This window comes from Vibrio ostreicida, assembly GCF_013074385.2.
Classification (GTDB): domain Bacteria; phylum Pseudomonadota; class Gammaproteobacteria; order Enterobacterales; family Vibrionaceae; genus Vibrio; species Vibrio ostreicida.
Window position 1 is genome coordinate 549,243 of the sequence record NZ_JABEYA020000002.1, and the last position, 25,885, is coordinate 575,127.

The window sequence follows — 25,885 nt, forward strand, 5'->3', positions numbered from 1 at the left end:
TGATCCAAACGCTCAAAACGGGGTTATATAATATATTTGGCTATTGTTTCTGTATATATATACAGTCACAATGAGTTTGTTTTATTCTAGTGATGGTCGAGGTTTTAATGAGCAAAGTTTTTGAATTGGTTTCGGATTATCAGCCATCAGGAGACCAGCCAACGGCCATTAGTCAACTGCTGGAAGGCCTTGATTCGGGTTTAGCGCATCAAACTTTACTCGGGGTGACAGGTTCTGGAAAAACGTTTACGTTAGCTAATGTGATTGCCAAGGCTCAAAGGCCAGCCATTCTGCTTGCCCCAAATAAAACACTGGCTGCACAACTTTATGGAGAAATGAAGTCTTTTTTTCCACACAATGCGGTTGAGTTTTTTGTTTCTTATTATGATTACTACCAACCTGAAGCCTATGTGCCAACGACCGACACCTTTATCGAAAAAGATGCTTCGGTCAATGCTCATATCGAACAAATGCGTTTGTCAGCGACAAAAGCGCTGCTCGAACGTAAAGATGCCATTATCGTTGCTTCAGTATCCGCCATCTATGGTCTCGGTGATCCTCAATCTTATCTTCAGATGATGTTGCATATTCGTCGTGGTGACATGGTGGACCAGCGAGAGATACTGCGCCGATTGGCTGAATTGCAGTACAGCCGCAACGATGTTGCTTTTGAACGCGGTCAATTTAGGGTTCGAGGTGAGGTGATTGATATATTCCCTGCGGAATCGGAGTTAGACGCAGTGCGGATTGAAATGTTTGATGAAGAAATTGAATGTATTAGTATTTTTGATCCGCTGACAGGGGTGGTGAAACAACGTGATTTACCTAGGTTTACTGTGTACCCCAAAACCCACTACGTCACACCGCGCGATAAGATTGTTGACGCGATAGATAAGATTAAAGTGGAATTGGCTCACCGAAAAAAACATTTGCTTGAACACAACAAATTGCTTGAAGAACAACGCATTTCTCAACGCACGCAATTTGATATTGAGATGATGTCAGAACTGGGTTTTTGTTCGGGCATTGAAAACTATTCTCGATACCTGAGTGGTCGCAACGAAGGGGAACCACCTCCGACGTTGTTTGATTATTTGCCACATGATGGCTTATTAGTCATCGACGAATCCCATGTCACTGTCCCACAAATTGGCGCTATGTATAAAGGAGACCGTTCTCGAAAGGAAACGTTAGTCGAATTTGGTTTCCGCCTGCCATCGGCTTTGGATAACCGCCCGCTCAAATTTGAAGAGTTTGAGTCTTTAGCCCCTCAGACGATTTTTGTCTCTGCCACGCCTGGGCACTATGAAATGGACAAGTCGAATGGTGAAGTGGCGGATCAAGTGGTTCGCCCAACAGGTTTACTTGACCCGGAACTGGAAGTTCGGCCTGTCTCGACTCAGGTTGACGATTTATTGTCTGAGATTTCAGTTCGTGCTGCCTGCGATGAACGGGTATTGGTTACGACGTTAACCAAGCGGATGGCGGAAGATCTGACAGAATACTTAACCGAGCATGGAGTCAAAGTCCGTTACCTGCATTCCGATATTGACACGGTGGAGCGAGTGGAAATTATTCGTGATCTGCGCTTGGGACAATTTGATGTTCTAGTGGGTATTAATTTACTCCGAGAGGGGTTAGACATGCCAGAAGTGTCATTGGTAGCGATTCTGGATGCAGACAAAGAGGGCTTTTTACGATCGGAGCGTTCATTGATTCAGACTATTGGTCGTGCTGCTCGCAACATTCGCGGTAAAGCCATTCTTTACGCCGATAGTGTAACCAAATCTATGCACAAAGCGATGGAAGAAACGCGGCGTCGAAGAGAGAAACAAAAAGCGCATAATGATAAGTTGGGGGTATTACCCAAAGCTTTAAAACGAAATATCAAAGACATTATGGAACTGGGCGATATCGCCAAGCGCAAAAAACAACTTACAAACAAACAGGTCCCATTGTCTAAGGTGGCACAGGCATCACAATTGGATGATGTGATGACGCCGCAACAACTGGAACAGAAAATTAACCAGATTGAAGCGCAAATGTATCAACATGCTCGCGATATGGAGTTTGAATTGGCAGCACAAAAAAGGGACCTAATCGAGCAACTTCGTCAGCAATTTATTAAGAACAGCTAGCGATTGATGGTCAGTGAAAATGAGCCATTAGAGCGATCATTGGTTTCTCCATGTGATGTTTCTCAGCACGAACGAGGATCGCTGGACAACTGATGAGTCAACATCCATGGTTTGCGATCCGGTAATACGTCAGTATTTTACAATCATTATTGGCTAATTTGGCTATAAAATTTGCAAAATGCAAAGCGCAATGCAATCATTTAGACAAATTGCGAAGAAAATTTTGGCTAGGCTATGCAACACTCCACAGCAATACAAAAGTCTAAATACCTTTTGATGGTTGAAGACACGGCGTCAGTTGCGGCGTTATACCGCTCTTATTTAACGCCTCTTGGGATTGATATTAATATTGTCGGTACGGGACGAGATGCCATCGAAAGTCTTAACTTTCGTATACCTGATTTGATCTTACTGGATCTACGTTTACCGGACATGACAGGGATGGACGTGCTTCATTCCGTTAAACAAAAAATGCCGGATGTGCCTGTTATTTTTATGACGGCACATGGCTCCATTGACACCGCGGTTGAAGCGATGCGCCATGGCGCACAAGATTTTCTCATTAAACCTTGTGAGGCGGATAGGCTGCGTGTCACCGTCAATAACGCTATTCGCAAAGCGACTAAGCTCAAAAATGCGGCAGGTAACCCGGGTAATCAGAATTATCAGGGCTTTATTGGCAGCAGTCAGACAATGCAAGCGGTTTACCGAACGATTGATTTAGCCGCATCAAGTAAGGCCAGCATTTTCATTACCGGAGAAAGTGGAACAGGCAAAGAGGTATGCGCCGAAGCTATTCATGCGGCGAGCAAACGGGGTGATAAACCTTTCATCGCTATCAACTGTGCGGCAATACCCAAAGATTTGATTGAAAGTGAGTTGTTTGGCCATGTCAAAGGTGCCTTCACGGGGGCAGCGACAGACAGGCAAGGCGCCGCTGAACTGGCTGACGGCGGTACGCTGTTTCTGGACGAATTGTGCGAAATGGATCTCGACCTACAAACTAAGTTGCTCAGATTCATACAGACGGGAACTTTCCAGAAAGTAGGATCGTCTAAAATGAAGAGCGTCGATGTCCGTTTTGTCTGTGCGACCAACAGAGATCCCTGGAAAGAAGTGCAGGAAGGGCGTTTTCGCGAGGATTTGTATTATCGACTCTACGTGATTCCTTTACACTTACCCCCATTGAGAGAGCGGGGCGACGATGTGATTGAAATTGCCTACTCCCTACTTGGCTTTATGTCGAAAGAAGAAGGCAAAGATTTTGTGCGGTTGGCGCCAGAGGTGGTCGGCCGCTTTGCTCGATATGAATGGCCAGGCAATGTTCGACAGTTACAGAATGTCCTCAGAAATGTAGTGGTTCTTAATAATGGGGAAAATATTTCAATGGATATGCTGCCGCCACCATTAAACGCGCCAGTGGAAAACCAGATTAGAGTCGACCTTAGGGAACAGGATCAGGTGTCGGTTCATGATATTTTCCCGTTGTGGTTGACTGAAAAGCAGGCGATTGAACAAGCCATTGAAGCCTGTGAGGGTAACATACCTCGGGCGGCGGGTTATCTTGATGTCAGCCCTTCGACCATCTATCGAAAACTCCAAAACTGGAATGCAAAGGAAACACAATAACTTATCATGGATGTGTTAAATCAAACCCAAATAGATAGATTAGCGAAAGAAATTGGCGCAGAAAACGTGCCTGTTTTGCTCAAGATCTTTCTCGGTGAACTGTCGGAATACAGTGAAAAGCTTAGGAACGATGAAAGTTTAGATCGAGACCACTACCTGAAAGAAATTAGCCATGCTTTAAAAAGCAGTGCGGCAAGCTTTGGTGCTGAACGCTTACGGGCTTACTCGGTTGAAATTGATGCGTTCGCCAAGTCTGGGCAGGTACTCAATGTCACGGAAATGAGTGATAAAATGATCGTAATTTTGGACCAAACTCGAGAACGCTATCAAGATGCCTTAGCGGATTAACGCTTCAATGGCCGATTGAAGTTTGTTTCTATCATGCCGCCAGCTTCTGTTGGGGGAAGCGAGAGGCGTTGTGACACCGTTCCAATTGTCGAGCTCTCTGTGAGCCTCGCTGCCCAAAATAATGTCTATTTTCCGTCCTTGGCAGGTACGCTCACACCATTGCAACTTTTCTTTCAGTGACATTTTTCCTGCGGGGCCAAATTCAGGTGATAAATTTTCAACAAAGATAAGTTTAGCGGAGTCATTGTTGGCGATGGCGCGGCTGATCTCTGGCAGTAGGAGAGGCGGCATGATACTGGTGAGAAAACTGCCGGGTCCCAAAATAATCGCGTTTGCCTGTTCTACTGCCAACACCCCCTCTTTAGTGGCAGGGACTTCGGGGTCCAAATCGAGGCGTATTAATTTATCGGGCATATCATCAATATTGGTTTCCCCAGTGACCCATTGTCCATTAGGAGCGAGCCCTTTTAAATCCGAAGGATGCTCACTCATCGGGATAATGTTGACATCCACCCCCAGCATGTTGCGAATCAAATTAGTGGCCTCTAGAGGACGAACGGAAAGGTTGTCCAATGCGGTCAGCATCAGATTTCCTAGGTTGTGACCATCTAACTCGCCCGCTCCTTTAAAACGATACTCGAACATCATTGAGCTGATAGAAGGGTGGGTAATTAACTGGTTAATACAGTTTCGTGTATCACCCCACGCAATACCGCCTTGGCAATGGCGTATGCGGCCCGTTGAACCGCCATTGTCGGTTGTCGCAACAATGCCGGTTGCATTTTGACCAAAATCTTTTAGTGCCGCCAACATGCGCCCGAGCCCATGCCCTCCGCCAATGGCGACCACTTTTTTAGAAGAGTAAAGCGTCATTAGGTTTGTTCTTGTTTTGTCAGATTTCACTGCGTATTAGAATAGTGGATTGCGTTCGGCGACTCAAGAAAGACTATTTTCGTGCGTCAGATGCTTTTTGGCTAGCAACACGCGACGATTTTAAGTAATTTATCGCCAGCGAACGTTTTGGTTACCCAAAGTCAAAACAAAGGTATAAGCCTAGGGTTATAGGGCGAGCGGTGGGGTGTTTTGTGGCGCAACAATTTCAAGATAGATTTCAACGTAACTTTTATTATCTGCGTCTCTCAGTGACGGACGTCTGCAATTTCAAATGCACGTACTGCCTGCCTGACGGTTATCATGCTCCAAAGGGACAGCGACCCCCTTTTCTCAGTCAACAGGAAATCAAGCGTATCGTCACCGCATTTGCTCAATGTGGGACATCAAAAGTACGCATTACGGGAGGTGAACCCAGCCTACGCAAAGATTTTAGCGAAATTATTCAGACGGTTGCTGAAACGGAAGGGATCAGCAAAGTGGCGACCACCACCAATGGTTATCGATTGTCAAAGCAGGCAGCCATTTGGAAGCAAGCAGGCCTAACCCATATTAATGTGAGTATGGACAGCTTGGATCCTCGTCTGTTTTACCAGATCACCGGAGAAAATAAGTTTACAGAAGTCATGGCGGGTATCGATCGTGCGTTTGAGGTCGGTTTTCCGCAGGTTAAGGTCAATGTGGTGCTAATGAAAGACCTGAATGCACACTCTTTGCCTGAATTCTTAAAATGGATTAAACGTCGTCCGATACAACTGCGCTTTATTGAGCTCATGAAAACGGGAGAGATGGATAGCCTGTTTCATCGTCATCATGTATCGGGTGTCACCATTTGTCATCAGTTGATGAGTCTTGGTTGGACACTCAGGGCGAGAGAGCGTTGTGACGGACCTGCTCAAGTCTTTGTGCACCCCGATTATCTCGGGGAGATTGGCCTGATTATGCCTTACGAGAAAGACTTTTGTGACAGCTGTAATCGGCTGCGGGTATCGGCAAGAGGTAAGTTGCACTTGTGTTTATTTGGCGATCACGGCATTGAACTTCGGGATTTACTGCAAACAGACGCTCAAACACCAGAGCTTATCGAACGTATCCAACAGCAACTGCAAACCAAATCGGCCAGCCATTTTCTGCAAGAGGGGAATCCTGGCTTGACGCCACATCTCGCGTCGATAGGTGGCTAGCTGACAATTATTGTCTGGTCCAACAGGTTGTTGAATCAGAGAAAGTCCATTGATAATAGGGAGGAGAATGTATGAGCCACGCAGAAAAAGAATTTAAACCAGCCCGCATTGCAGTCTTAACTGTGTCGGATACACGCACTGAAGACACCGATACGTCTGGGCAATATCTTGCCGAGAGTGCAGAGAAAGCGGGTCACCGTATTGCTGATAAGAAAATCGTGATTGACGACAAGTATAAAATTCGTGCGGTGTTATCACAGTGGATCGCAGATGAGCAGGTTCAGGCTGTGATGATCACTGGGGGAACGGGCTTTGCCTCTCGGGACTGCACTCCTGAAGCGGTGATACCATTATTTGATAAAGAAATCGAAGGGTTTGGTGAGCTATTTCGTTATGTCTCTTATCAGGAAATCGGTACGTCAACGATCCAATCGAGAGCCGTTGCGGGTTTTGCAAACAAGACGGTTATATTCGCGATGCCCGGGTCAACAGGTGCGTGTCGCACGGGGTGGAACCAAATCATCAAACCTCAACTTGATTCTAGCCATCGACCTTGCAACTTTATGCCACATCTGTCGCCTGAGGAAGACGCCGTATGAATCCCCTTACTCACATCAACGCTTCTGGTGAAGCGAACATGGTCGACGTATCGACCAAAGACGACTCTGTTAGAGAAGCGAGAGCCCAAGCGCTTGTGTATATGTCCCCCGAAACGTTACGATTAATTCTCTTAGGGCTGCATGATAAAGGTGACGTATTTGCCACGGCTCGAATTGCTGGTATTCAGGCCGCCAAAAAGACCTGGGACTTAATTCCTCTGTGTCACCCGTTGTTACTGTCTAAAGTGGAAGTTCAACTTGAAGCGGTAGAATCTGAAAGTTACATCCGAATTGAATCTCTCTGCAAGCTGGTAGGAAAAACCGGGGTCGAGATGGAAGCCATGACCGCGGTTTCTGTTGCCGCTTTGACTATTTATGATATGTGTAAGGCAGTCCAAAAAGATATTGTCATTGGTCAGGTTCGTTTATTAGAGAAAACGGGCGGAAAATCGGGTTACTTCAAGGTGAACACATGATAACAGTGTTGTTTTTTGCACAAACTCAAGAACTGGTTGGTATCGACAAACTGGAACTAGACGCGTCGTTTGAAAATGTAGAATCCCTTCGTATGAGCTTGGCTAGCCGGTCAGATAAGTGGGCATTGGCGCTAGAAGTGGGCAAGCTCTTGGTGGCTGTCAACCACGCTATAGTGTCGATGGAACATTCGATCAAAGAGGGTGACGAAGTGGCGTTTTTCCCTCCAGTGACAGGAGGTTAATCATGATTAGTACCTCGGTACAATATCAAGATTTTTGTGTCGCAAAGGAATATGATGCACTCACCGCGAACCACGGCGCAGGCGCCGTGATGACATTTGTTGGCAAAGTGCGTGATATCAACCTTGGTGATAGTGTGACAGGTCTTTACCTACAGCACTACCCAGGTATGACAGAAAAAATACTCAATGAAGTCTGTGAACAGGCGAAGAAGAATTGGCCCTTATTGCAGGTTAGAGTGGTTCATCGAGTGGGAGAATTGGCGATGGGTGAGCAAATCGTTTTTGTTGGAGTTTCTAGCGAGCATCGTCACTCTGCCTTTGCTGCGGGCGAGTTTATTATGGACTGTCTTAAGACTCGGGTCCCTTTTTGGAAAAAGGAACGTACACATACAGGTTCGCGTTGGTTAGAATCTAGGGCGTCAGATGAGGCCGTGGCGCAGCGGTGGCCAATCTAGTCTTTGAACGACATTTCTACAGTTTTCATGGTTGAGGCTATAGTTTAGCAGGAGCACGAAACATTACTTCAACGAAAGGACGTAACTGAATGAATTATCGACTCGTCAAAAGAGCAGTCATTATTGCCATCGTCGTTGGGACCCTGCTCAACCTCATCAATCAACATGATGCTCTTGCGGGGCATACCCCCTTTAATTGGCTAAAAGCTATTCTGACTTATTGTGTCCCATTTTGTGTCTCGTTGTTTAGCAGCTGGCTAGCCATAAAAGATGCAAAGACTCACTCCCATGATGAAGAAATGCCTCGATAGGTTATGTCTATCGCAAAAATTGATCTTTCCCATTTAGTAAAATCAAGAAATTAGTCGACAATTAGGGTATTGCATGTACCACTTGCACACTGAAGGAGAATCAAATGGAATCATTGAAAGTCAGAGATTATATGACGCTGCAAGCGGTGACTTTTACCCCTGATATGTCGTTAACGGCTGCCTTAGATAAAGTCATGAACTCGAATTATCTAGGGGGCCCCGTTATCAATGAAAAGAAGCAGGTGATCGGGTTCCTTTCTGGGCAAGACTTGCTCGAAAAACTGGTCAAAGTGAGCTATTACTGCCAGGAAACTCATATTGTTTCAGACTGTATGCACCCTGATGTTTTGTCTGTTGGTCCGGAAACGTCAATTATTGAGTTGGCTGATATGATGAAAGTGGGCAAGCCTAAGGTTTATCCGGTGATCGATAACGGCAAATTAGTGGGGATCATTACTCGCCGAGATATCCTGCGGGCGATTGCAAAGAATCTCGACGATTGCTTTAAACATCCAGTATAGTCAGACATGACCACACGTTATAAAAGGCGCCATTAAGCGCCTTTTATTTTATTTGAACACAGTCATTGAGGCGGTTATGTCCAATCAAGGCGCTAAATTTGTTGAAGGTTCCACCATGCGTCATATTCTCGTGATGTCAGGTGCTGGCTCTGTTGGATTGATGGCCTTGTTTGTGGTTGATCTGCTCGATATGTTATTCATCAGCATGTTGGGGCAGGCTGAGTTGGCGGCAGCAGTGGGGTTTGCGGGGACACTGGTCTTTTTCTCTACGTCGATCTCAATTGGGACTTCCATTGCTATGGGCGCGCTGGTTTCCAAAGCGCTTGGCGCGAAACAACAGCAACAAGCCCGCTTACTAAGCAGCAGCATTATGCTGACGGCATTTATTATTAGCGCGATTGTCAGTGCGGTGATGTTTGTGTTTATTCCCGAGCTACTGGCGGCTATTGGTGCAAAAGGCTTTGTGGCCGAGCGGGCAGAAGCTTACCTAAGAATTTTGATCCCCAGTGGTCCGGTTATCGCAATAGCAATGTCCGCAGGGGCAGGCTTGAGGGCGGTGGGTGACGCGAAACGTTCAATGTGGGCCACTTTAGCGGGTGGAATCGCCAACGCTATTCTCGATCCCATTTTTATCTTTGTCATGGGCTGGAATGTTGAAGGGGCTGCGCTGGCGTCAGTGATTGCTCGTTTTACCGTGCTCTTCTTCTCCCTTTACCCACTGATTCGTGAGCACCAGCTCGTTTCACGGCTGACCTTCTTAGATTGGTCTAATAATATTAAAGTCATTTTAACTATCGCTGTACCGGCGATAATAACGAATATTGCGACGCCAATTGGCAATGCGATAGTGACCACATCGATAGCCCAGTTTGGTGAAAATTTTGTCGCAGGTTATGCGGTTATTGGCCGCTTAACCCCAGTTTGCTTCGCGGTTATATTTGCGTTGTCAGGTGCCGTTGGCCCTATTATCGGACAAAATTTTGGCGCGGAACGATTTGATCGGGTCAAAGAAACGTTGAACAACTCTCTGATTGTGACGACGCTGTATACGATCAGCGTTTGTATCATTCTTTATTTTTCCCAAACGATCGTCATCACAGGTTTTAGTCTCACGGGCGATGCCGCTGCGGTGGTGACTGCTTTTTGCACCTATGTCGCGATGAGCTTTATTTTCACTGGCGCGCAATTTGTTGCCAACACGTCGTTCAACAATTTGGGTAAACCTTTGTATTCAACGGCGTTAAATCTAGGTAAAGCAACGTTAGGGACTTTACCTTTTGTTTATATCGGTGCGCAGTGGTTTGGTGCGTTGGGTGTTCTTTATGGGCAGGCATTGGGTTCGATTGTTTTTGGGGTGCTTGCCACTGTCGTATTGCGCAAGCATATTGGAGACTTAATCGAGGGTGAGCCAGCAGAGCATACGACTAAGGACCCGTCGATTACCAGTATTAATGCTGCGCCATTTTGTAGCCACGATGCGGTACTCATTGATGATGTGGCGAGCCAAAACGAAAAGTTGAAAGAGTAGGTGAAAAAGGGGTTGACATTGGAGTTGACTCTAAGGTTTAAGATAAAGGTGTACATTCAATGGAGATAAGATTATGTGTACCAAACATAAAGCAAACGCATGCTGTTCAAACAATGCCATGACTCAATCAGCACACACTGGATCTTGTGTCAATTCGTCTCAATCAAAGGTTAATCTCTCTAGTTCAGAGAGTTCTGACTGTTGCGCGTCAGACGGTTGCGGTGGCGCTATAGAGGCGCCCAGCGATGATAGCGACCCCAGTTCATCTGCCACTCAAAGTTGGAAAGTGGGTGGAATGGATTGCCCGTCCTGCGCACAAAAAATTGAAACGGCAGTGCGAAAAGTGGCCGGTGTTTCAGATGCTAAGGTGCTGTTTGCGACAGAAAAGCTGGTCGTGAAATTTGACGGAGTCGGGGGCGCTACTTTGGTTGAAAAGGCGATTCTAGACGCGGGCTTTAGTGTTCAAAGCGCCGATTCAGCACACCGTAAAGAGACGATGTCAGGTTGGCGGTCTGTCATCACACAAAATGCGTCCATTCTGGCGATCGCGTCGGCAATGGCCATCGCGGCAATGATCAAACCCAGTTTTCCACTCATTAGTGAATGGATGTTCATTTTGACCTGTTTGGCGGGCTTGTATCCCATTGGCAAAAAAGCCATCGCCTTGGCAAAATCGGGAACACCTTTTGCTATTGAAACCCTGATGAGTGTCGCGGCTTTGGGGGCATTATATCTCGGTGAAACCATCGAAGCGGCTATGGTCTTACTGTTATTTTTGATTGGTGAAAGACTGGAAGCCTTTGCGGCATCACGAGCACGCAGTGGTGTTCAAGCTTTGATGGAACTTGTGCCGGAAACCGCAACGAAAATCATTAATGGTGAGCGAGTCGACGTTTCTGCCAGCGAACTCGTTCCTAATGACACCATTGAAGTTTCACCCGGCGCCAGATTACCTGCGGATGGACGGCTCATCGATAATGCGGCCAGTTTCGATGAGAGTGCCCTGACGGGAGAGTCTATCCCTGTCGAGCGCTATCAGAATGAATCGGTTATGGCTGGAGCGGTGGTGGTAGACAAGGTCGTTCGTTTGACCATTACGTCTCGACAAGGCGAAAACGCAATTGACCGCATTCTCCATTTAATTGAGGAGGCAGAGTCACGCAAAGCACCATTGGAACGTTTTCTCGACAAATTTAGTCGTTGGTACACACCACTAATGATGTTGGTTTCTTTGATAGTGATTATTGTGCCGCCCGTGTTCTTTGCACAGTCATGGGACACATGGGTATATCGGGGCCTCGCTATGTTATTGATTGCGTGCCCTTGTGCTTTGGTTATTTCCACCCCTGCAGCGATCACTTCAGGTCTTGCTGCTGCTGCTCGGCGTGGTTCTTTAATAAAAGGCGGCGCGGCACTCGAACAGCTGGGTAAGGTTGAAACGGTGGCGTTTGATAAAACAGGTACCCTCACTTTAGGGAAACCAGAAGTGACGGACATTATTGCATTGGGCGATATGCAGGTATCAGATTTGATGGCTAACATTGCTGCAATTGAAACTGGATCCAGCCATCCTTTAGCAGTTTCTTTTGTTAACAAAGCCAAAGCGGCTGACGTGACGATACCAGACTGTACCGATAAACGCGCCCTGATCGGAAGTGGTGTTCAGGGGATAATCGATGGTGCGGTGTATCAAGTCGTATCGCCAAGTCGACTAAAATTGACGACGGACGCGACGATTCAAGTCCAGATTCAGCAGATGGAAGAGCAAGGAAAAACGGTGGTTGTTGCGCTGCGAGATGAAGAGACCATCATTGGACTCATTGCTTGGCAGGATACGTTACGTGAGGACGCCCAACGAGCGATTAAATCATTGAAAAAAATGGGTATTGGCTCAATGATGTTGACGGGCGATAACCCAAGAAGCGCTCAGGCGATTAGCTCAATGATTGATATCGACTTTAAGGCGAGCTTATTACCAGAAGATAAAGTCAGCACCATCGAACAGCTGTCTTCTCGTTCACAGGTTGCAATGGTGGGTGATGGAATCAACGATGCACCTGCAATGAAGGCATCGAGTATTGGTATTGCAATGGGAGGTGGGACAGACGTCGCTTTGGAAACGGCCGACGCTGCGATTACCCATAACCGCTTGGTTGAATTGCCCACGATGATCGAATTGTCACGCTCGACCATGGGCATTATTCGTCAGAATATCGCGTTGGCGCTTGGCTTAAAAGGGGTGTTCTTAGTGACCAGTTTAATGGGCTTTACGGGCCTTTGGGTCGCGGTTTTGGCGGACAGCGGTGCGACGGCTATTGTTACTTTAAATGCGCTTCGTTTGCTCAAGTTTAAACCTCAGCAGGATTGAACCTTGTTCATCGCGACGAATCACGTCTCTCTTCTTTTAGGATAGGGGCGTTTTTGTGCAAAATACGTGTTTGTTTCTTAATATTTGTGATACCAAACGTTTTTATGTGCAATAAAGATATCTATTGCGGCATTTGTTGTGATGATAATCACTCTTTAAATCGGGCGAGTCAGCTAGAGTATGCCGATACTAAATCAAAGATTGACGACAAAGTATTCATTCGGTGAATGCTATTTCGTCAACATAAGGAGCCCCCTATGTCTCAAGCCGTCTTTCACCTTGGTGTAACAGAAACTGATCTCGCTGGTGCGACGTTGGCCATTATTCCGGGTGATCCAGCTCGCGTGCAGAAAATTGCTGAAGAAATGGAGAACCCAGTCTTTCTGGCCAGTCACCGCGAATATACGCTGTATCGTGCTGAGTTAAATGGCAAACCTGTTGTGGTTTGTTCTACAGGGATTGGTGGGCCTTCGACGTCAATTGCGGTTGAAGAATTGGCACAACTGGGTGTTCGCACTTTCCTTCGAGTGGGGACAACAGGGGCTATCCAGCCAAATGTGAACGTCGGAGATATGATTGTCTCGACAGGTTCGGTTCGTCTTGATGGCGCCAGTTTACACTTTGCTCCTATGGAGTTTCCTGCTGTGGCTGACTTTGATGTTGCCACTGCTATGAAAGCGGCCGTTGAAGAGTCGGGATCAAAGGTACATATGGGCGTGACTGCGTCCAGTGATACTTTCTATCCGGGACAGGAGCGTTACGACACCTTCTCTGGTCGAGTGGTAAAGCGTTTTCAAGGTTCGATGAAAGAATGGCAGGACATGGGTGTTCTCAATTTTGAGATGGAATCAGCAACCTTGCTGACTATGTGCGCAAGCTCAGGCCTTCGAGCTGGCTGTGTAGCTGGGGTTATCATCAATCGTACCCAAAAAGAAACGCCAGACCATGCCACGCTAAAAGAAACAGAAGCACGCTCGATCAAAGTAGTGGTAGAAGCGGCACGCAAGATGGTTTAACACCAAATATCAGCGTAGATAGCATTATCATCCCCTCCAGCGATTGCTGGAGGGGATTTTTTATATTTGGTTGGCGGTGACTTGGGGTAGAGGAAGATAGAGGCTTTCCGTGACATCAGATAATATCTGGTCATAAACCTGAGCAATGATTAACGATATATCTGTGGTCAGTTGGTAAAGCTGTTCCAGAGTCAGTTCTAGTTCTTTGCATGAATTGATTTCGGTAAGAGTTAGCATAGCACCGGAGCATAATGGTGAAGCAATCGACATCGGACAAATAAGGGATAATTGATTGAGTTTTCGCCGAGTTTTATCACAGTAATATTTCACCATAAGCATCCCTTCCGGGTAATGTGAATCTTGGATGGACACTCTCAACTGCGTCAATGTTTCCATACAATCCAGTACTTGCTGCCAATGGGTATGATAGTTGTCGCTGAGATCTTCTCGACCAGAGTCAATCAGCCAAGCAATCGCTACTTCGTCCATCAAGAACAAACAATGGCGTATTGTTTGCCCGTGTATCACTTGGCTTCTGGCGATAGAACGCTGTCGCCATTCAGTGTGAAGTCCCTTTAATTTGAGCAGCATGATCCGATACATGGGCTTGTTTTCAAATGGGGACAAAGCAATGAGCTCGTTGGACTTTTCAACCATCAAATGGTAAATGGCGTTGAGCTCGTTGGGTTCGGGTTCATGAGTACCGGAGAGGGCGTAGTGCGTGATTGCCCTGTGTTGTCGGCTGAGCAGTAACACTTGCCGGAGCAAGATCAGAGTTTGATACTTTCTTTGTAGTGAAGAGGTTCGCTGCCTTGAAACCTTATAGAGTATCGCCAATACGCCCGTGGATAGGGCAACTGAAATAAGAACAAGCATAACACGCTCCTGGTTGTTGAGCTTTTGTTATGGTCTAAAGCAGAATGAATGCCGAAAATTAAATTGTTAAAATACAATTAGTTATGATTTATGCGTACTTGATTTTGTCTTCTGATAGTGCAATAACGCCCTAAAATAGATCAAAAGCTTTGGAGGCCACGTCGTTTAACGTGAGGCCTCCTTATCCTCTTAAGCGCTAGGAAATTAAGGCACGCTTTTTAATGAGTACTATCGTGGCGAGTGCTGCGATGGCGGATAATCCCATGATAAGTGTGGTTTCATTGGGCTGGATTTGCGAGCTGAGTAAGCTGAGTAGGCTCCAGAAACCAATACAGATGCAGCCCTGTAACGCGGCAGCGTAACCCGAGTAATAGTCGGCGAATATCCTTAAAGAGCTGGCCATGGCGTTGATAAAAAACAACCCACAGAAAATCGCCATAAGGCAGAGATAAACACCAATATCCCATACTGACTGAGGGAGTATCCATTGTTTGATGACAAAACTCACGGCTAAAATGGCATTGGCCCACACGGAAAAAGAGATAATACTGGCTTCAGAATAGAACTTTAATAAGACCAAATTGCTGATGGCGGCGACAGCATAAAAACCGCCCATGGCCAAGGCAAATAAGCCATATTCATAGGTAGAATAGTTGAAATCATTTTGAAAAATGTAAGGGGAGAGAAGATGCGCGATGACCATTTCCCCCCAAAACAAGGCCATTAGAACAGTCAATACTGTGAACTTTTTATTCTTTATCATACGCCTGAATATCACTAATCGGCGTTTTTTGTTTATCCGCTTTTTGTCTGCCGTGTGTTTGTTGAGCTTGAGTGTCAACAATAAAATGACCACCTGATAGACAAACAAAATTTGGAATATATGTTGCCACGAGTATTGAGAGCTAATCGTGGCACCAATGTAAGGTGCAATGATGGGGGTGACCGAATAGAAAAACTCGAAACATAAAAAACCGTACGTCAGCTGTTTCCCTTTGTAATTATCCATCAAAACAGGAGTCGCTAATATGGAAGCACTTAAACCTACGCCTTGGAGTGTACGGCCAATTAAGAAAGCCGTTGAGTGTTCTATATAAAGTATAATAGCGGTGCCAATCAAACTAATACATAAGCCTGCAATGATGATATTTTTGCGACCCAGTTGTTCAGATAAAATACCGGCGACCAGTAAAAATGCTGCATTAGCCCCAAGGTACAAGATCAACGATGAATTAGCGGCGAGATAACTCATGTTCAAAGCCTTTTGAATATCAGGGAGGGCGACTAAATAAATGTCAACGAAGACCTGATATGCAATACCTATCAAAACCGCAACAAGTAGGGGCATCATGCGTGTCATAGTAATTACTTTACCTTGAGTTCTTTATAGCGTTCTTGCAGAAAGCTATCGGCTGTATACTGATCAGAAAGTTTGCATTCATCGTTAGGGTGAACGCAGAACGCCAAAGAAATACGCTCTTCATTAAAGTTAGAAGGCTGTATAACTCGGTGATAGAAAGAAGGATAAAAATCCTTAGTACGCATCGCCAGCATATCACCAGAGTTAATGACGATACTATTTGGAACATAAGGCACTGGCGTCCACTGCCCATCTCTAGTCTTGGCTTGCAATCCCGAACTAGAGACATTGGGGAGCAAGGTTATCAGGTTAATGTCCGCGTGTGATTCTGCTCGCTGAGCGCCAGATTTAGCGCTATCCGAGAAGTTATCCATCGGCGGATAATAGTTCATTCGAAACAAGGTTTTTGGAGAGCCCTTTGCCATACTATCTAAAGGCTCATCGAGCTCTTCCTTTATTTCAGGGGGGAGATAGTCATTCAACCAACCGAGTAATTTGGCGGATAAATCAAGTAGACGCTGTCTGATTTCATCACTTCTCTGCTGTTGCTCAGGAGGGCACGGCTTCCCTTCGTAATAATGAAAAATTTCTTTGAGGTCTTTTTTAGTAAAACCTTTCGCTGTTTCTGACACCGTTCGAGGAATAAACCCAGCAACCGTTTCTTTGTCATACAAAAACGCTTGCTTGGATTCTTCTGTCTGATAAAAAAAGTTTAACCAGTTTGAATATAAGCCTTCGATCTCTTCTTGTTCAATACCAGTGTTGGTCAATACAACGAAACCTGATTGGTGAAGTGCTTGGGTAAACTCTTCGGCTGTTCCGTCCTGTTCTTTTCCTATATCTATGATTTTCATAGCATTCCGTCCTCCTTAAATTAAAATTAGGAGGCGAATGCTATCATATAGTTGCATATAAATTACAGCACTTAATGCAACTTGGCTCATATTTTTTAATAATCTCGATATTATCATGGACAAAAACAAATAAGGTGAATGAGCCACTGTGGGTCCACCACTCTCTTAATCCGGAAAAGCGAGGATACAATATATCTAGAAACGGGTTAAAAGCGTCAATTTCATTTCCTTGAACGTGTTGTGCTTTAATTTTCAGGCTGCAATAGGATTAAAACAATATAAATTTTCTATTAGTGGATGGTGTTCTATATTTCTTGTGTAATAAGAGAATTACGGTAATAGAATGCATACTTCCCCGAATAGAGGTGCGTGTCTGTATTTTTTCAATCTGCCTGACGTGGCCATCAAAACAGGCATCAATATCTGCGGACGTTTTCCAGCGATGGGATTGGGCCTGCAGGTTTTGGGTGGGCTGAACTTGGAAAACGAGGTTCACTTTTCTATCAATCCATCTTGGTGTCGATGTCTAATGAGTGAAATTATCGGTGAGGTCGATGCAATACTGTGCTTGATCAATCTTAAAGCTAACAGAGCTTCGACGAGAATAGATTTTACTTGGTATCAATACGTTAAAACGGTCTTTAATTGATGAGTTAGGCGCCATGCTCTCCATAAATAAAGCGCGATACACTTTTCGCTCGACCAATAAAAAGCCCTACTTTAGTGAGTAGGGCAATGTTCGATATGACCAATAGAGTTACATGACACGCATGCCAGGCTGAGCGCCTTCGTGCGGTTCAAGGATCCAAAGATCGCTACCACCTGGGCCAGCGGCTAGAATCATGCCTTCTGACATACCAAACTTCATCTTACGGGGTTTTAGGTTAGCGACCATGACGGTCAACTTCCCTTCTAACTCTTCAGGTTTGTACGCAGACTTTATCCCAGAGAAAACTTGTCGAATTTCACCTCCGATATCGAGTTGAAATTTGAGGAGCTTATTGGCTTTTGGTACGGATTCACAAGAAATAATGCGAGCGATACGCATATCAACCTGAGCAAAAGTATCGAACTCTATCTCTTCAGATATGGGATCCTTGCTTAGCTCAGTGTCATGTGACTCGGTTTCTTGGGTTTGTTTGGCGGCTGCTTCCAACGCTGCGTCTTGTTTTGATGCTTCAACCATCGCCTCGACTTTTTTCGGGTCGATGCGGTTAAATAACGCTTTAAACTTGGTGATCTCGTGATTAGTGAGCGGCTCAGCGATACTTTCCCAGGTGAGCTCCTCATTTAAGAAGGCTTCAGTGCGCGAAGCCAGAGCGGGCATGACCGGTTTTAAGTAGGTCATTAGAACGCGGAACAGGTTGATCCCCACAGAGCAAATGTTCTGAAGTTCAAGATCTTGGTTTTCTTCTTTTGCCACAACCCAAGGTGCTTTTTCATCGACATACTGATTTGCTTTATCAGCCAAAGCGGTGATTTCTCGGATAGCACGGCTAAATTCACGAGCTTCATACAGCTCAGCGATTCGTTGTGAAGCGGAAATAAACTCGTTGTAAAGCTCTGGTTCAGCAAATTGTTCTGAGAGTTTCCCATTAAAACGCTTGGTAATGAAGCCCGCATTTCGAGAAGCCAGATTGACAATTTTATTGACGACATCCGCATTGACGCGTTGGGTTAAATCGTCAAGATTTAGGTCGAGATCGTCAATTCGGCTATTGAGCTTTGCAGCGTAATAATAACGCAGACACTCTGGGTCCAAATGTTCAAGGTAAGTGCTCGCTTTCACGAAAGTACCTTTAGATTTAGACATCTTAGCTCCGTTAACCGTGACATAACCGTGAACAAAGACATTGTTAGGTTTACGGAATCCGGAACCTTCAAGCATGGCTGGCCAGAAAAGACTGTGGAAATAAACGATGTCTTTGCCGATAAAGTGATAAAGCTCTGCGGTACTGTCTTTTTTCCAGTACTCATTGAAGTCTAAATCGTCACGGTTATCACATAGATTTTTGAACGACCCCATATAACCAATAGGGGCGTCTAACCAAACATAAAAGAACTTGTCTTTCTCACCCGGTATTTCGAAACCAAAGTAGGGTGCATCGCGGGAAATGTCCCATTGCTGAAGACCGGACTCGAACCATTCTTGCATCTTGTTCGCCGTTTCTGTTTGTAGCGATCCGGAACGCGTCCAAGCCTGAAGCATGCTTTCAAATTGTGGGAGATCAAAGAAGAAATGTTCAGAATCTTTCATCACAGGGGTGGCCCCTGAAACAGCGGATTTAGGCTCAATTAATTCGGTTGGGCTGTACGTTTCGCCACAATTGTCGCAGTTGTCACCATATTGGTCCTCCGATTTGCACTTGGGGCATGTCCCTTTAACAAAACGGTCCGGAAGGAACATTTCTTTTTCAGGGTCAAACAACTGAGAAATCGTGCGGCTGGAGATAAAACCATTTTTCTTTAGTTCAAGATAAATATGTGATGCCAGTTCACGGTTTTCTTGAGAATGCGTGCTGTGGTAGTTGTCAAAGCTAATATCAAAGCCAGCAAAATCTTTCTGGTGCTCTTCATTGACGGCGGCAATCATTTCTTCTGGCGTTATACCCATCTGTTGCGCTTTAAGCATGATCGGCGTGCCGTGAGCATCGTCAGCACAAATGAAGTTTACAGTGTTGCCGCGCAAGCGTTGGTAACGAACCCAAATATCGGCTTGGATATGCTCAAGCATATGGCCTAAATGGATCGAACCGTTAGCGTACGGAAGGGCACAAGTTACCAGCAGTTTTCTTGGGTCAAGGTTTCTTGGATCGTTTGCCATACTTAAATATTCGCTTATGTTGATAGGTATAGAAAATAGACGCTAATACTACCTTATCCCTCAAGCGACTCCAAGATCTCGCCGAGGGAATAACTTAGTTTTTTCAGGGTTTAGTCTGATGCCACTCGTGTTAGGATTGGTACAAAAAGGAGGGTCTATGCGTCAATTGACTTCAAAGAAAGATTTTTGTTCATGGCTAAACCAGTTTCAACATCCCAGCCTGATCTCGGATTGGGCTTCTGTGGCCAACATTGTCTCGGTCAACTCGAAGCAGCTGAGTATTTCGATTCCGTTTGCTTCTCAGTCTCTTGCCAGTGAATTGTCAAATTGGATCACAGTCCGTCAAGGTGAGTCAGTGGCGTCATTTGACTTTAATATTGAAGTCGCCCCTAAGGCGTTGCAAACTCACTTAGGCCATGAAGTGAAAGGGGTTAAAAATATTATCGCCATCACTTCGGCAAAAGGTGGAGTGGGTAAATCGACCACCTCGGTCAATCTGGCTCTAGCACTGTCCCAGTCTGATGCTAAGGTTGGCTTACTTGATGCCGATATTTATGGCCCTTCGGTGCCTATGATGCTCAGTCAAGAAGACGCCAAACCAGAGGTTCGTGATGATAAATGGATGACGCCGATATCTGCTTATGGTATTTACACTCATTCGATCGGTTATTTGGTATCGAAAGAGGAGGCGGCCATATGGCGTGGGCCGATGGCCTCAAAGGCACTGGCGCAGCTACTCAACGAAACCGAGTGGCCCGATTTAGATTACTTGGTGATTGATATGCCGCCAGGAACGGGCGATATTCAATTGACATTGGCTCAACAAATCCCAGTCACCGGAGCCGTTATTGTTACCACGCCTCAAGATCTCGCCTTATCTGATGCGCGCAAAGGTGCCGCGATGTTTGAAAAGGTGCAGGTTCCCGTCGTCGGCCTAGTAGAGAATATGAGTTACCACATTTGTAGCCATTGTGGAGAAAGAGAAGACCTATTTGGTTCAGGAGGTGCTGAACAAATGTCACGGGATTGTGGTCTTGACTTGTTGGCACAAATCCCCTTGCATATATCAATGCGTCAAGATATTGATAATGGCTGTCCTACTGTGGCCGCCCGGCCAACATCAGAGCATGCCGCTTACTACCATCGGTTGGCGGAATCAGTATGCTCTCGAATGTATTGGCATGGGATCGAAAAGCCCCAATCCATTCAGTTTAAAATGGTTGAATAGCGCGATAGTGGCAAGAAGAGTGTGCGCTTTTTGAGTGCTTGTTCATTGTGCCGCTTTTGTTAATCGTTTGCGCTACTGTTATTTATTCCAATTATCTGTTTGTCCCTATTCCTGACTAGTAAGTCTGTCCTGAAGCCCTTATAATCAGGCGGTTTATCTAATACATACTGATACTAGCGAGGCGTTGTATGGCGCAATGCTAGTATTGGAATATGACACCAATTCAAATCATCGGGTGCAAGAATAATGTCTGATATTAATCAATGCGTCATCGTCGGTATTGCTGGCGCGTCGGCTTCTGGAAAAAGTTTAATCGCCAGCACTATCTACAATGAGCTTCGTGAGAAAGTGGGCGATCATCAAATTGGTGTGATTACGGAAGATTGCTACTACAACGACCAAAGCCAGCTGAGTATGGAAGAGCGCGTAAAAACCAACTACGATCACCCGAACGCGCTGGACCATGATCTCCTATGCGAGCATCTACAATCATTAACTCGTGGTGAAGCGGTAGAAGTCCCTGAATATAGCTATACAGAGCATACTCGAACCGATAACACGACGACTATGACCCCTAAAAAAGTGATTATTCTTGAAGGTATTTTACTTTTGACTGATCCTCGTCTGCGTGATTTGATGCATGCGACGGTCTTTATGGATACACCATTAGATATCTGTCTTTTACGCCGAGTGAAGCGCGACGTAGAAGAGCGCCAACGTACGATGGAATCTGTGCTTAAACAGTATCAGGAAACGGTCCGTCCAATGTTCATGCAATTTATTGAACCGTCAAAGCAATACGCCGATATTATTGTGCCACGCGGGGGTAAAAACCGTATCGCGATCGATGTATTGAAAGCGCACATTGCAAAACTTTTGAAAGCTTAAGCATTTGTTGCGCTCCGGCGCTTTATTTTTTATGTGAGAAGTGGCACTTTATGTGCCACTTTGTTTATGTACCTGACGCCATGTGTTGTTTCATCGGTTGTTTGAGTACTTGTCTGTCACCATCTGGCCATTCCATAACAAGGACGACGCTGATGAAGAAATTGTTCCTATTTATTGCCATTCCCATCGTGATCATTATTGGTGCACTGCTCGCACTGGTATTCTTGGTCAACCCAAACCAGTTTAAACCTTTGATTGTCGAGCAAGCGCAAAAACAGACCGGGCTTGATTTGGTTATTGAAGGAGACATTGCTTGGCAATTTTTCCCGTCGGTTGGTTTTGAACTTGGTAAAACGGAGCTGCGCAATCCTGAGGGGTTCAGTCAATCAACCATGTTCAAGGTAGAGAGCGTCGGTATCGATGTTTCGGTTATGCCTTTGCTGAGTCAGCGACTTGAGATTGGCAATATTACTTTAGATGGGGCCGCGTTTTACCTCGAAACGTTACCAGACGGTCGTAAGAATATTGATGCCTTGACCCAAGCGAACAGCACAACCCCTGTGTCAGAAGAGACTTCAACTCGCCCTTCAGCCACGACCGTTTCAGGAGATAACTCAGCAAACGCTGCCTCTGAGTGGGGCATCAACTTAGCCGGAATTACGATCTCCAATTCTGCGGTGGAAATTCAGGACAAGCAAGCAGGCTCTTACACCAAGTTGTATGATGTGTCGCTGAATTTGTCTGAATTTGCGGTGGAGACATGGACCAAGGTTGATTTTTCTGCGAAGGGAGAAAATAACCAACAGACATTTGCAGTAGAGGGTGAGGCAGAATTTACACTATCGACGGGCTTTACATCGTACTCACTGCGTAACATTGACCTTGATACGCGCTTTAACGATCCAGCGAATACCATTGATAGCGCAAAAATCGCTCTAGATACGTTTGATTTTGACAAAGAAAATGCACTGCGCTTTTCCGTTAACGGTAATGCGGCAGGTTTGGCCATCGATATGAAAGGCTCGGCGTTGCTTCAGGTCGATAAGGCCATCAGTAAGATAGCAATGAATCAGCTCTCCCTCGATGCAACATTCAAAGGCCCATCACTTCCTCAGTCGCCGATGAAAGTGGATATGACGTCTGATTTGTCTTTTGATTTAACCAAGAATCATCTGAGTTTCCTCTTAGAAAAACTCACCGCGAACGCCTTGGTCTTTGATGGTCGGGCTGACGTGACGCTCAAAGATGTCCCTCAGATTCGTTTTTCACTGCATAGTCCAGAGATTGATTTGGATGAATTTTTAGGGTTAAGTCAACCAGCCGCTGAGCCGTCATCGACGAAGTCTGTATCGAGTCAACCTCAAGCAAGCTCAGCTAGCAAGTCAGAGCAACAAGGTGCTGCGGAAGCGGAGCCTGATTTGTCAGCATTGAAAACCTTGGATGTGAAAGGTGATATCAAAATAGATAAATTCAAAGCCAGTAACGCTAAGATGCAGAACGTTGAGGCTCAGTTCTCCATCAACCGTGGATTGGCAAAATTAACGTCGTTCACCTCAAATTTGTACCAAGGGTCAATCAAGGCAACAGCGGTTTTGGACGCACGTAGGTCACCGGCCACTTATACAGCAAAGAAGCAGATCAAAGGGGTGAAGGTTCAGCCTCTTCTCATTGATGTCGCGAATAACGATAAGCTGGAAGGCACGGGTAATATTGATGTGGATATCAAGGGGCGCAGCCTGACGCCGTCTGGGATGAAGCGTAACCTTGTGGGTACGATCGCGATTAGTTTTGAAGATGGGGCTGTTAATGGGATCAATATCGCTCAACTGATACGTGAGAATTACGCCAAATTTAAGGGCCAGAAGGCAGAGAGCACGTCAGAGGCTGAAAAAACAGACTTTAGTGCCATGAAAGCTACGCTTAAACTGAATAAGGGGCGAGTGTCGACCGATGATCTCACGTTGCAATCGCCTTTACTTCGCATTCGAGGAAATGGTGGCGCCAATTACCTAACAGAGACGGTTGATTTTACGGTCAGCACTTCCATTGTGGGTTCACTCAAAGGCCAAGGTGGAAAAGATATTGATGAACTGAAAGATGTCACGATTCCGGTGAATATCTCTGGTTCATGGACGGACCCTAAGTTCAAGCTTGTCTTTGACGATGTTCTTAAGCAAAAAGCCCAGAAAGAAATCGATCGCGGGTTGAAGAAATTGGACGAAAAACTCGGTGAGAAGATTAAGGACGAAAAAACCAGAGACGCAGTAAACAGTTTGCTGAAAGGGCTATTCAATTAATTGAGACACCTTATAAAAGGACGGAAGCGCACCCAGAGTGCGCTTTTTTTATTTTTTACTTAACGTTGACGATTGTTGATAAAAAAAAATTAATAATTTTTGTGAATTTTCCGCCCAGTCATATTGGGTTATTAAATGTCTACTGTCTTAAATAAAATTATAAAGGTATATCAATGAAAAAAAGCACACGCTTGTTTAAGTGGCTTACTGGCTCAATGTTACTCTCGTTGTCCAGTGTTGTGACTGCCCAAGTCATGCCAGCGTCAATTGTTTCAAGTATTGACGCTGTCTCAACCTCACTTGATGGTGCGCGAGTTGGCGTTTTTGTGAACAACACCAATACAAATCAGCAATGGGGTTACAATGGTGATCAACGTTTTCCTACGGCCAGTACATTTAAAGTTCTTGCTTGTGCGGCGGCCTTAGACAAAGGTGCGTTGTCCAAAACGGTCATGATCACTGAAAAGGATTTGGTTGAATATTCTCCCGTCACTGGGAAACACCTAAATAAGGCGCTAACTTACGAGCAGTTATGTCATGCAACCATTACCACAAGTGATAACACGGCAGGTAACCTTGTTCTGAAGTATGTCGGAGGACCTGAGGGATTGACTCAGTTTCTTCGAGGTACGGGAGACAGCGAGACCTTGATGTCCCGTTGGGAGCCTGAACTTAATCAAGGGACGCCCGGAGATAAGCGTGATACCACAACACCAGCGGCTATCAACCGTACGCTCGATGCATTGCTCTTTGGGGATGTCTTGTCTAAGCCAAAACAACAACAGCTTCTACAGTGGATGAAACAGGATCAGGTTGCCGATGATCTCTTGCGTTCAGTATTGCCAAAAACGTGGCAAATTGGGGACAAAACAGGGGCTGGTGGGCATGGTTCACGAGGGATCATTGCCGTGCTCATTCCGCCAAAATCTAAGCCTGTGCTTGTATCAATTTATATTACTGAAAGTCAAACAACGATCAAGCAGTTGAACAAAGCGATTGCCACGATTGGATCTGCGATTATCAAGGAACTTGAAGCGACGTTGGATTAAGAGAAAAAATAGGGGCAGCGTGCCCCTATGTTCGTGAAGCTATCATGCCCCTGAGCTCGGCTGTTTGTGTGCTGGGCGCAGGGCTTAGTGAGTGCTTCCTATAAAACATGGCGTGTGATTTAATTACCAGTCAACGCCTTTAAGCGCTTTTACGCCAGCATCGAAGGCATGTTTGATGTTTTTGACCTCAGAGACTGTATCGGCCATCTCTATTAAGGTTCGGTGTGCTCCTCGGCCAGTAATCACAACCGATTGCATTTTGGGGCGACCATTGAGGGCACTGACGACTTCATCAAGATCAATATATCCGTAGCTGATCATATAAGTCAGTTCATCAAATAGAACCACATCAATGGTGTCGTCCAACAGCATGCGTTTGCATTCACTCCAGACACTTTGGGCTGCTTCTTGATCAGTGGCCTTATTTTGAGTTTCCCATGTAAAGCCTGTTGCCATCACTTTAAACTCGACACCCAATTTTTCTAATAAATTCCGTTCACCATTGTCCCAGGTCCCTTTAATAAATTGAGCCACTGCGCAGTTAAAACCATGCCCGACGGCTCGAGCAATGGTGCCAAAACCTGACGTGGATTTACCTTTGCCGTTGCCTGTGATCACAAGAAGCAGTCCTTTTTCTTGTTGCGCGGCATCAATTTTAGCGTCAATTTGTTGTTTTACCTTTTGTTGCCGAGCTTTATGTCGTTGTTGTTTATCTGTCTCTGAATTCATGGTCAACCCATTTTAATATTGCTAAAACCGTCTCTATAATAGCGTAACTGTGTCATGGTAAAAAACCATGAGTT

The 25,885-nt window shown here is 45.5% G+C and carries 23 protein-coding genes; 17 read left to right on the plus strand and 6 right to left on the minus strand.

The features are described 5' to 3' along the window. Nucleotides 1–107: 107 nt before the first annotated feature. The 3 genes from uvrB (at nucleotide 108) to luxU (ending at nucleotide 4,115) form a co-directional block, all read left to right on the plus strand. Nucleotides 108–2,138 (plus strand): excinuclease ABC subunit UvrB, encoded by a 2,031-nt coding sequence (gene uvrB, locus HLM86_RS06310; RefSeq protein WP_076587589.1) that lies wholly within the window; start codon nucleotides 108–110, stop codon nucleotides 2,136–2,138. A 234-nt stretch (nucleotides 2,139–2,372) separates the two neighbouring features. Beyond that, on the plus strand, nucleotides 2,373–3,767 hold the full coding sequence (luxO, locus tag HLM86_RS06315) for a quorum-sensing sigma-54 dependent transcriptional regulator LuxO (RefSeq protein ID WP_170882414.1): 1,395 nt from the start codon (nucleotides 2,373–2,375) through the stop codon (nucleotides 3,765–3,767). 3 nt (nucleotides 3,768–3,770) lie between these two features. After that, entirely contained in the window at nucleotides 3,771–4,115 is a 345-nt protein-coding gene (luxU, locus tag HLM86_RS06320) for a quorum-sensing phosphorelay protein LuxU (RefSeq protein ID WP_170882475.1), read from the plus strand. Here the strand turns inward: luxU and yvcK are convergent. Beyond that, a complete protein-coding gene (gene yvcK / locus HLM86_RS06325; RefSeq protein WP_170882415.1) occupies nucleotides 4,104–4,988 on the minus strand; it encodes a uridine diphosphate-N-acetylglucosamine-binding protein YvcK in 885 nt (294 codons plus the stop codon). The genes luxU and yvcK overlap by 12 nt on opposite strands. A gap of 212 nt (nucleotides 4,989–5,200) precedes the next feature. Here yvcK and moaA point away from each other — a divergent pair, with 212 nt between their 5' ends. From moaA to udp, 10 genes are all read left to right on the plus strand, one after another. Then, nucleotides 5,201–6,190 (plus strand): GTP 3',8-cyclase MoaA, encoded by a 990-nt coding sequence (gene moaA, locus HLM86_RS06330; RefSeq protein WP_076587588.1) that lies wholly within the window; start codon nucleotides 5,201–5,203, stop codon nucleotides 6,188–6,190. A 71-nt stretch (nucleotides 6,191–6,261) separates the two neighbouring features. Continuing rightward, a complete protein-coding gene (gene moaB, locus HLM86_RS06335) occupies nucleotides 6,262–6,789 on the plus strand; it encodes a molybdenum cofactor biosynthesis protein B (protein ID WP_076587382.1) in 528 nt (175 codons plus the stop codon). After that, complete coding sequence (gene moaC, locus HLM86_RS06340; RefSeq protein WP_076587380.1) at nucleotides 6,786–7,265, plus strand: cyclic pyranopterin monophosphate synthase MoaC; 480 nt, start codon at nucleotides 6,786–6,788, stop codon at nucleotides 7,263–7,265. The genes moaB and moaC overlap by 4 nt, the downstream gene beginning before the upstream one ends. Then, nucleotides 7,262–7,507 (plus strand): molybdopterin synthase sulfur carrier subunit, encoded by a 246-nt coding sequence (gene moaD, locus HLM86_RS06345; protein WP_076587377.1) that lies wholly within the window; start codon nucleotides 7,262–7,264, stop codon nucleotides 7,505–7,507. The genes moaC and moaD overlap by 4 nt, the downstream gene beginning before the upstream one ends. Before the next feature lie 2 nt (nucleotides 7,508–7,509). After that, the gene (gene moaE / locus HLM86_RS06350) at nucleotides 7,510–7,962 is read left to right on the plus strand and encodes a molybdopterin synthase catalytic subunit MoaE (RefSeq protein ID WP_170882416.1); all 453 of its coding nucleotides are present in this window, start codon (nucleotides 7,510–7,512) and stop codon (nucleotides 7,960–7,962) included. An 89-nt stretch (nucleotides 7,963–8,051) separates the two neighbouring features. After that, nucleotides 8,052–8,273: a nitrate/nitrite transporter NrtS gene (gene nrtS, locus HLM86_RS06355; protein WP_076587373.1), complete on the plus strand. Its 222-nt coding sequence runs from the start codon at nucleotides 8,052–8,054 to the stop codon at nucleotides 8,271–8,273. A 104-nt stretch (nucleotides 8,274–8,377) separates the two neighbouring features. Then, on the plus strand, nucleotides 8,378–8,794 hold the full coding sequence (locus HLM86_RS06360; protein ID WP_076587371.1) for a CBS domain-containing protein: 417 nt from the start codon (nucleotides 8,378–8,380) through the stop codon (nucleotides 8,792–8,794). 76 nt (nucleotides 8,795–8,870) lie between these two features. After that, on the plus strand, nucleotides 8,871–10,322 hold the full coding sequence (locus HLM86_RS06365) for an MATE family efflux transporter (RefSeq protein ID WP_076587369.1): 1,452 nt from the start codon (nucleotides 8,871–8,873) through the stop codon (nucleotides 10,320–10,322). A gap of 73 nt (nucleotides 10,323–10,395) precedes the next feature. Further along, on the plus strand, nucleotides 10,396–12,690 hold the full coding sequence (locus tag HLM86_RS06370) for a zinc/cadmium/mercury/lead-transporting ATPase (protein WP_170882417.1): 2,295 nt from the start codon (nucleotides 10,396–10,398) through the stop codon (nucleotides 12,688–12,690). Nucleotides 12,691–12,947: 257 nt separating this feature from the next. Beyond that, entirely contained in the window at nucleotides 12,948–13,706 is a 759-nt protein-coding gene (gene udp, locus HLM86_RS06375; RefSeq protein WP_170882418.1) for a uridine phosphorylase, read from the plus strand. A gap of 60 nt (nucleotides 13,707–13,766) precedes the next feature. Here udp and HLM86_RS06380 read toward each other — a convergent pair whose 3' ends face one another. The 4 genes from HLM86_RS06380 to metG form a co-directional block, all read right to left on the minus strand. Continuing rightward, nucleotides 13,767–14,582 (minus strand): hypothetical protein, encoded by an 816-nt coding sequence (locus HLM86_RS06380; RefSeq protein WP_170882419.1) that lies wholly within the window; start codon nucleotides 14,580–14,582, stop codon nucleotides 13,767–13,769. 196 nt (nucleotides 14,583–14,778) lie between these two features. After that, nucleotides 14,779–15,942, minus strand: a complete 1,164-nt coding sequence (locus HLM86_RS06385; RefSeq protein ID WP_170882420.1) for an MFS transporter — start codon at nucleotides 15,940–15,942, stop codon at nucleotides 14,779–14,781. 5 nt (nucleotides 15,943–15,947) lie between these two features. Continuing rightward, nucleotides 15,948–16,796: a 2OG-Fe(II) oxygenase family protein gene (locus tag HLM86_RS06390; protein WP_076587358.1), complete on the minus strand. Its 849-nt coding sequence runs from the start codon at nucleotides 16,794–16,796 to the stop codon at nucleotides 15,948–15,950. Nucleotides 16,797–17,553: 757 nt separating this feature from the next. Continuing rightward, the gene (metG, locus tag HLM86_RS06395) at nucleotides 17,554–19,620 is read right to left on the minus strand and encodes a methionine--tRNA ligase (RefSeq protein WP_170882421.1); all 2,067 of its coding nucleotides are present in this window, start codon (nucleotides 19,618–19,620) and stop codon (nucleotides 17,554–17,556) included. A 157-nt stretch (nucleotides 19,621–19,777) separates the two neighbouring features. On the opposite strand from metG, the gene apbC reads away from it, so the two are divergent. The 4 genes from apbC (at nucleotide 19,778) to bla (ending at nucleotide 25,082) form a co-directional block, all read left to right on the plus strand. Further along, nucleotides 19,778–20,848, plus strand: coding sequence for an iron-sulfur cluster carrier protein ApbC (gene apbC / locus HLM86_RS06400; protein ID WP_076587352.1), 1,071 nt, complete (start codon nucleotides 19,778–19,780; stop codon nucleotides 20,846–20,848). A gap of 246 nt (nucleotides 20,849–21,094) precedes the next feature. Continuing rightward, nucleotides 21,095–21,736 (plus strand): uridine kinase, encoded by a 642-nt coding sequence (gene udk / locus HLM86_RS06405; RefSeq protein ID WP_076587350.1) that lies wholly within the window; start codon nucleotides 21,095–21,097, stop codon nucleotides 21,734–21,736. Nucleotides 21,737–21,888: 152 nt separating this feature from the next. After that, nucleotides 21,889–24,033: an AsmA family protein gene (locus HLM86_RS06410; RefSeq protein WP_170882422.1), complete on the plus strand. Its 2,145-nt coding sequence runs from the start codon at nucleotides 21,889–21,891 to the stop codon at nucleotides 24,031–24,033. Between the two features lie 173 nt (nucleotides 24,034–24,206). Beyond that, nucleotides 24,207–25,082, plus strand: a complete 876-nt coding sequence (bla, locus tag HLM86_RS06415) for a class A beta-lactamase (RefSeq protein WP_170882423.1) — start codon at nucleotides 24,207–24,209, stop codon at nucleotides 25,080–25,082. Between the two features lie 123 nt (nucleotides 25,083–25,205). Here the strand turns inward: bla and cobO are convergent, their stop codons facing one another. Then, nucleotides 25,206–25,811: a cob(I)yrinic acid a,c-diamide adenosyltransferase gene (cobO, locus tag HLM86_RS06420; protein WP_076587344.1), complete on the minus strand. Its 606-nt coding sequence runs from the start codon at nucleotides 25,809–25,811 to the stop codon at nucleotides 25,206–25,208. Nucleotides 25,812–25,885 lie beyond the last annotated feature (74 nt).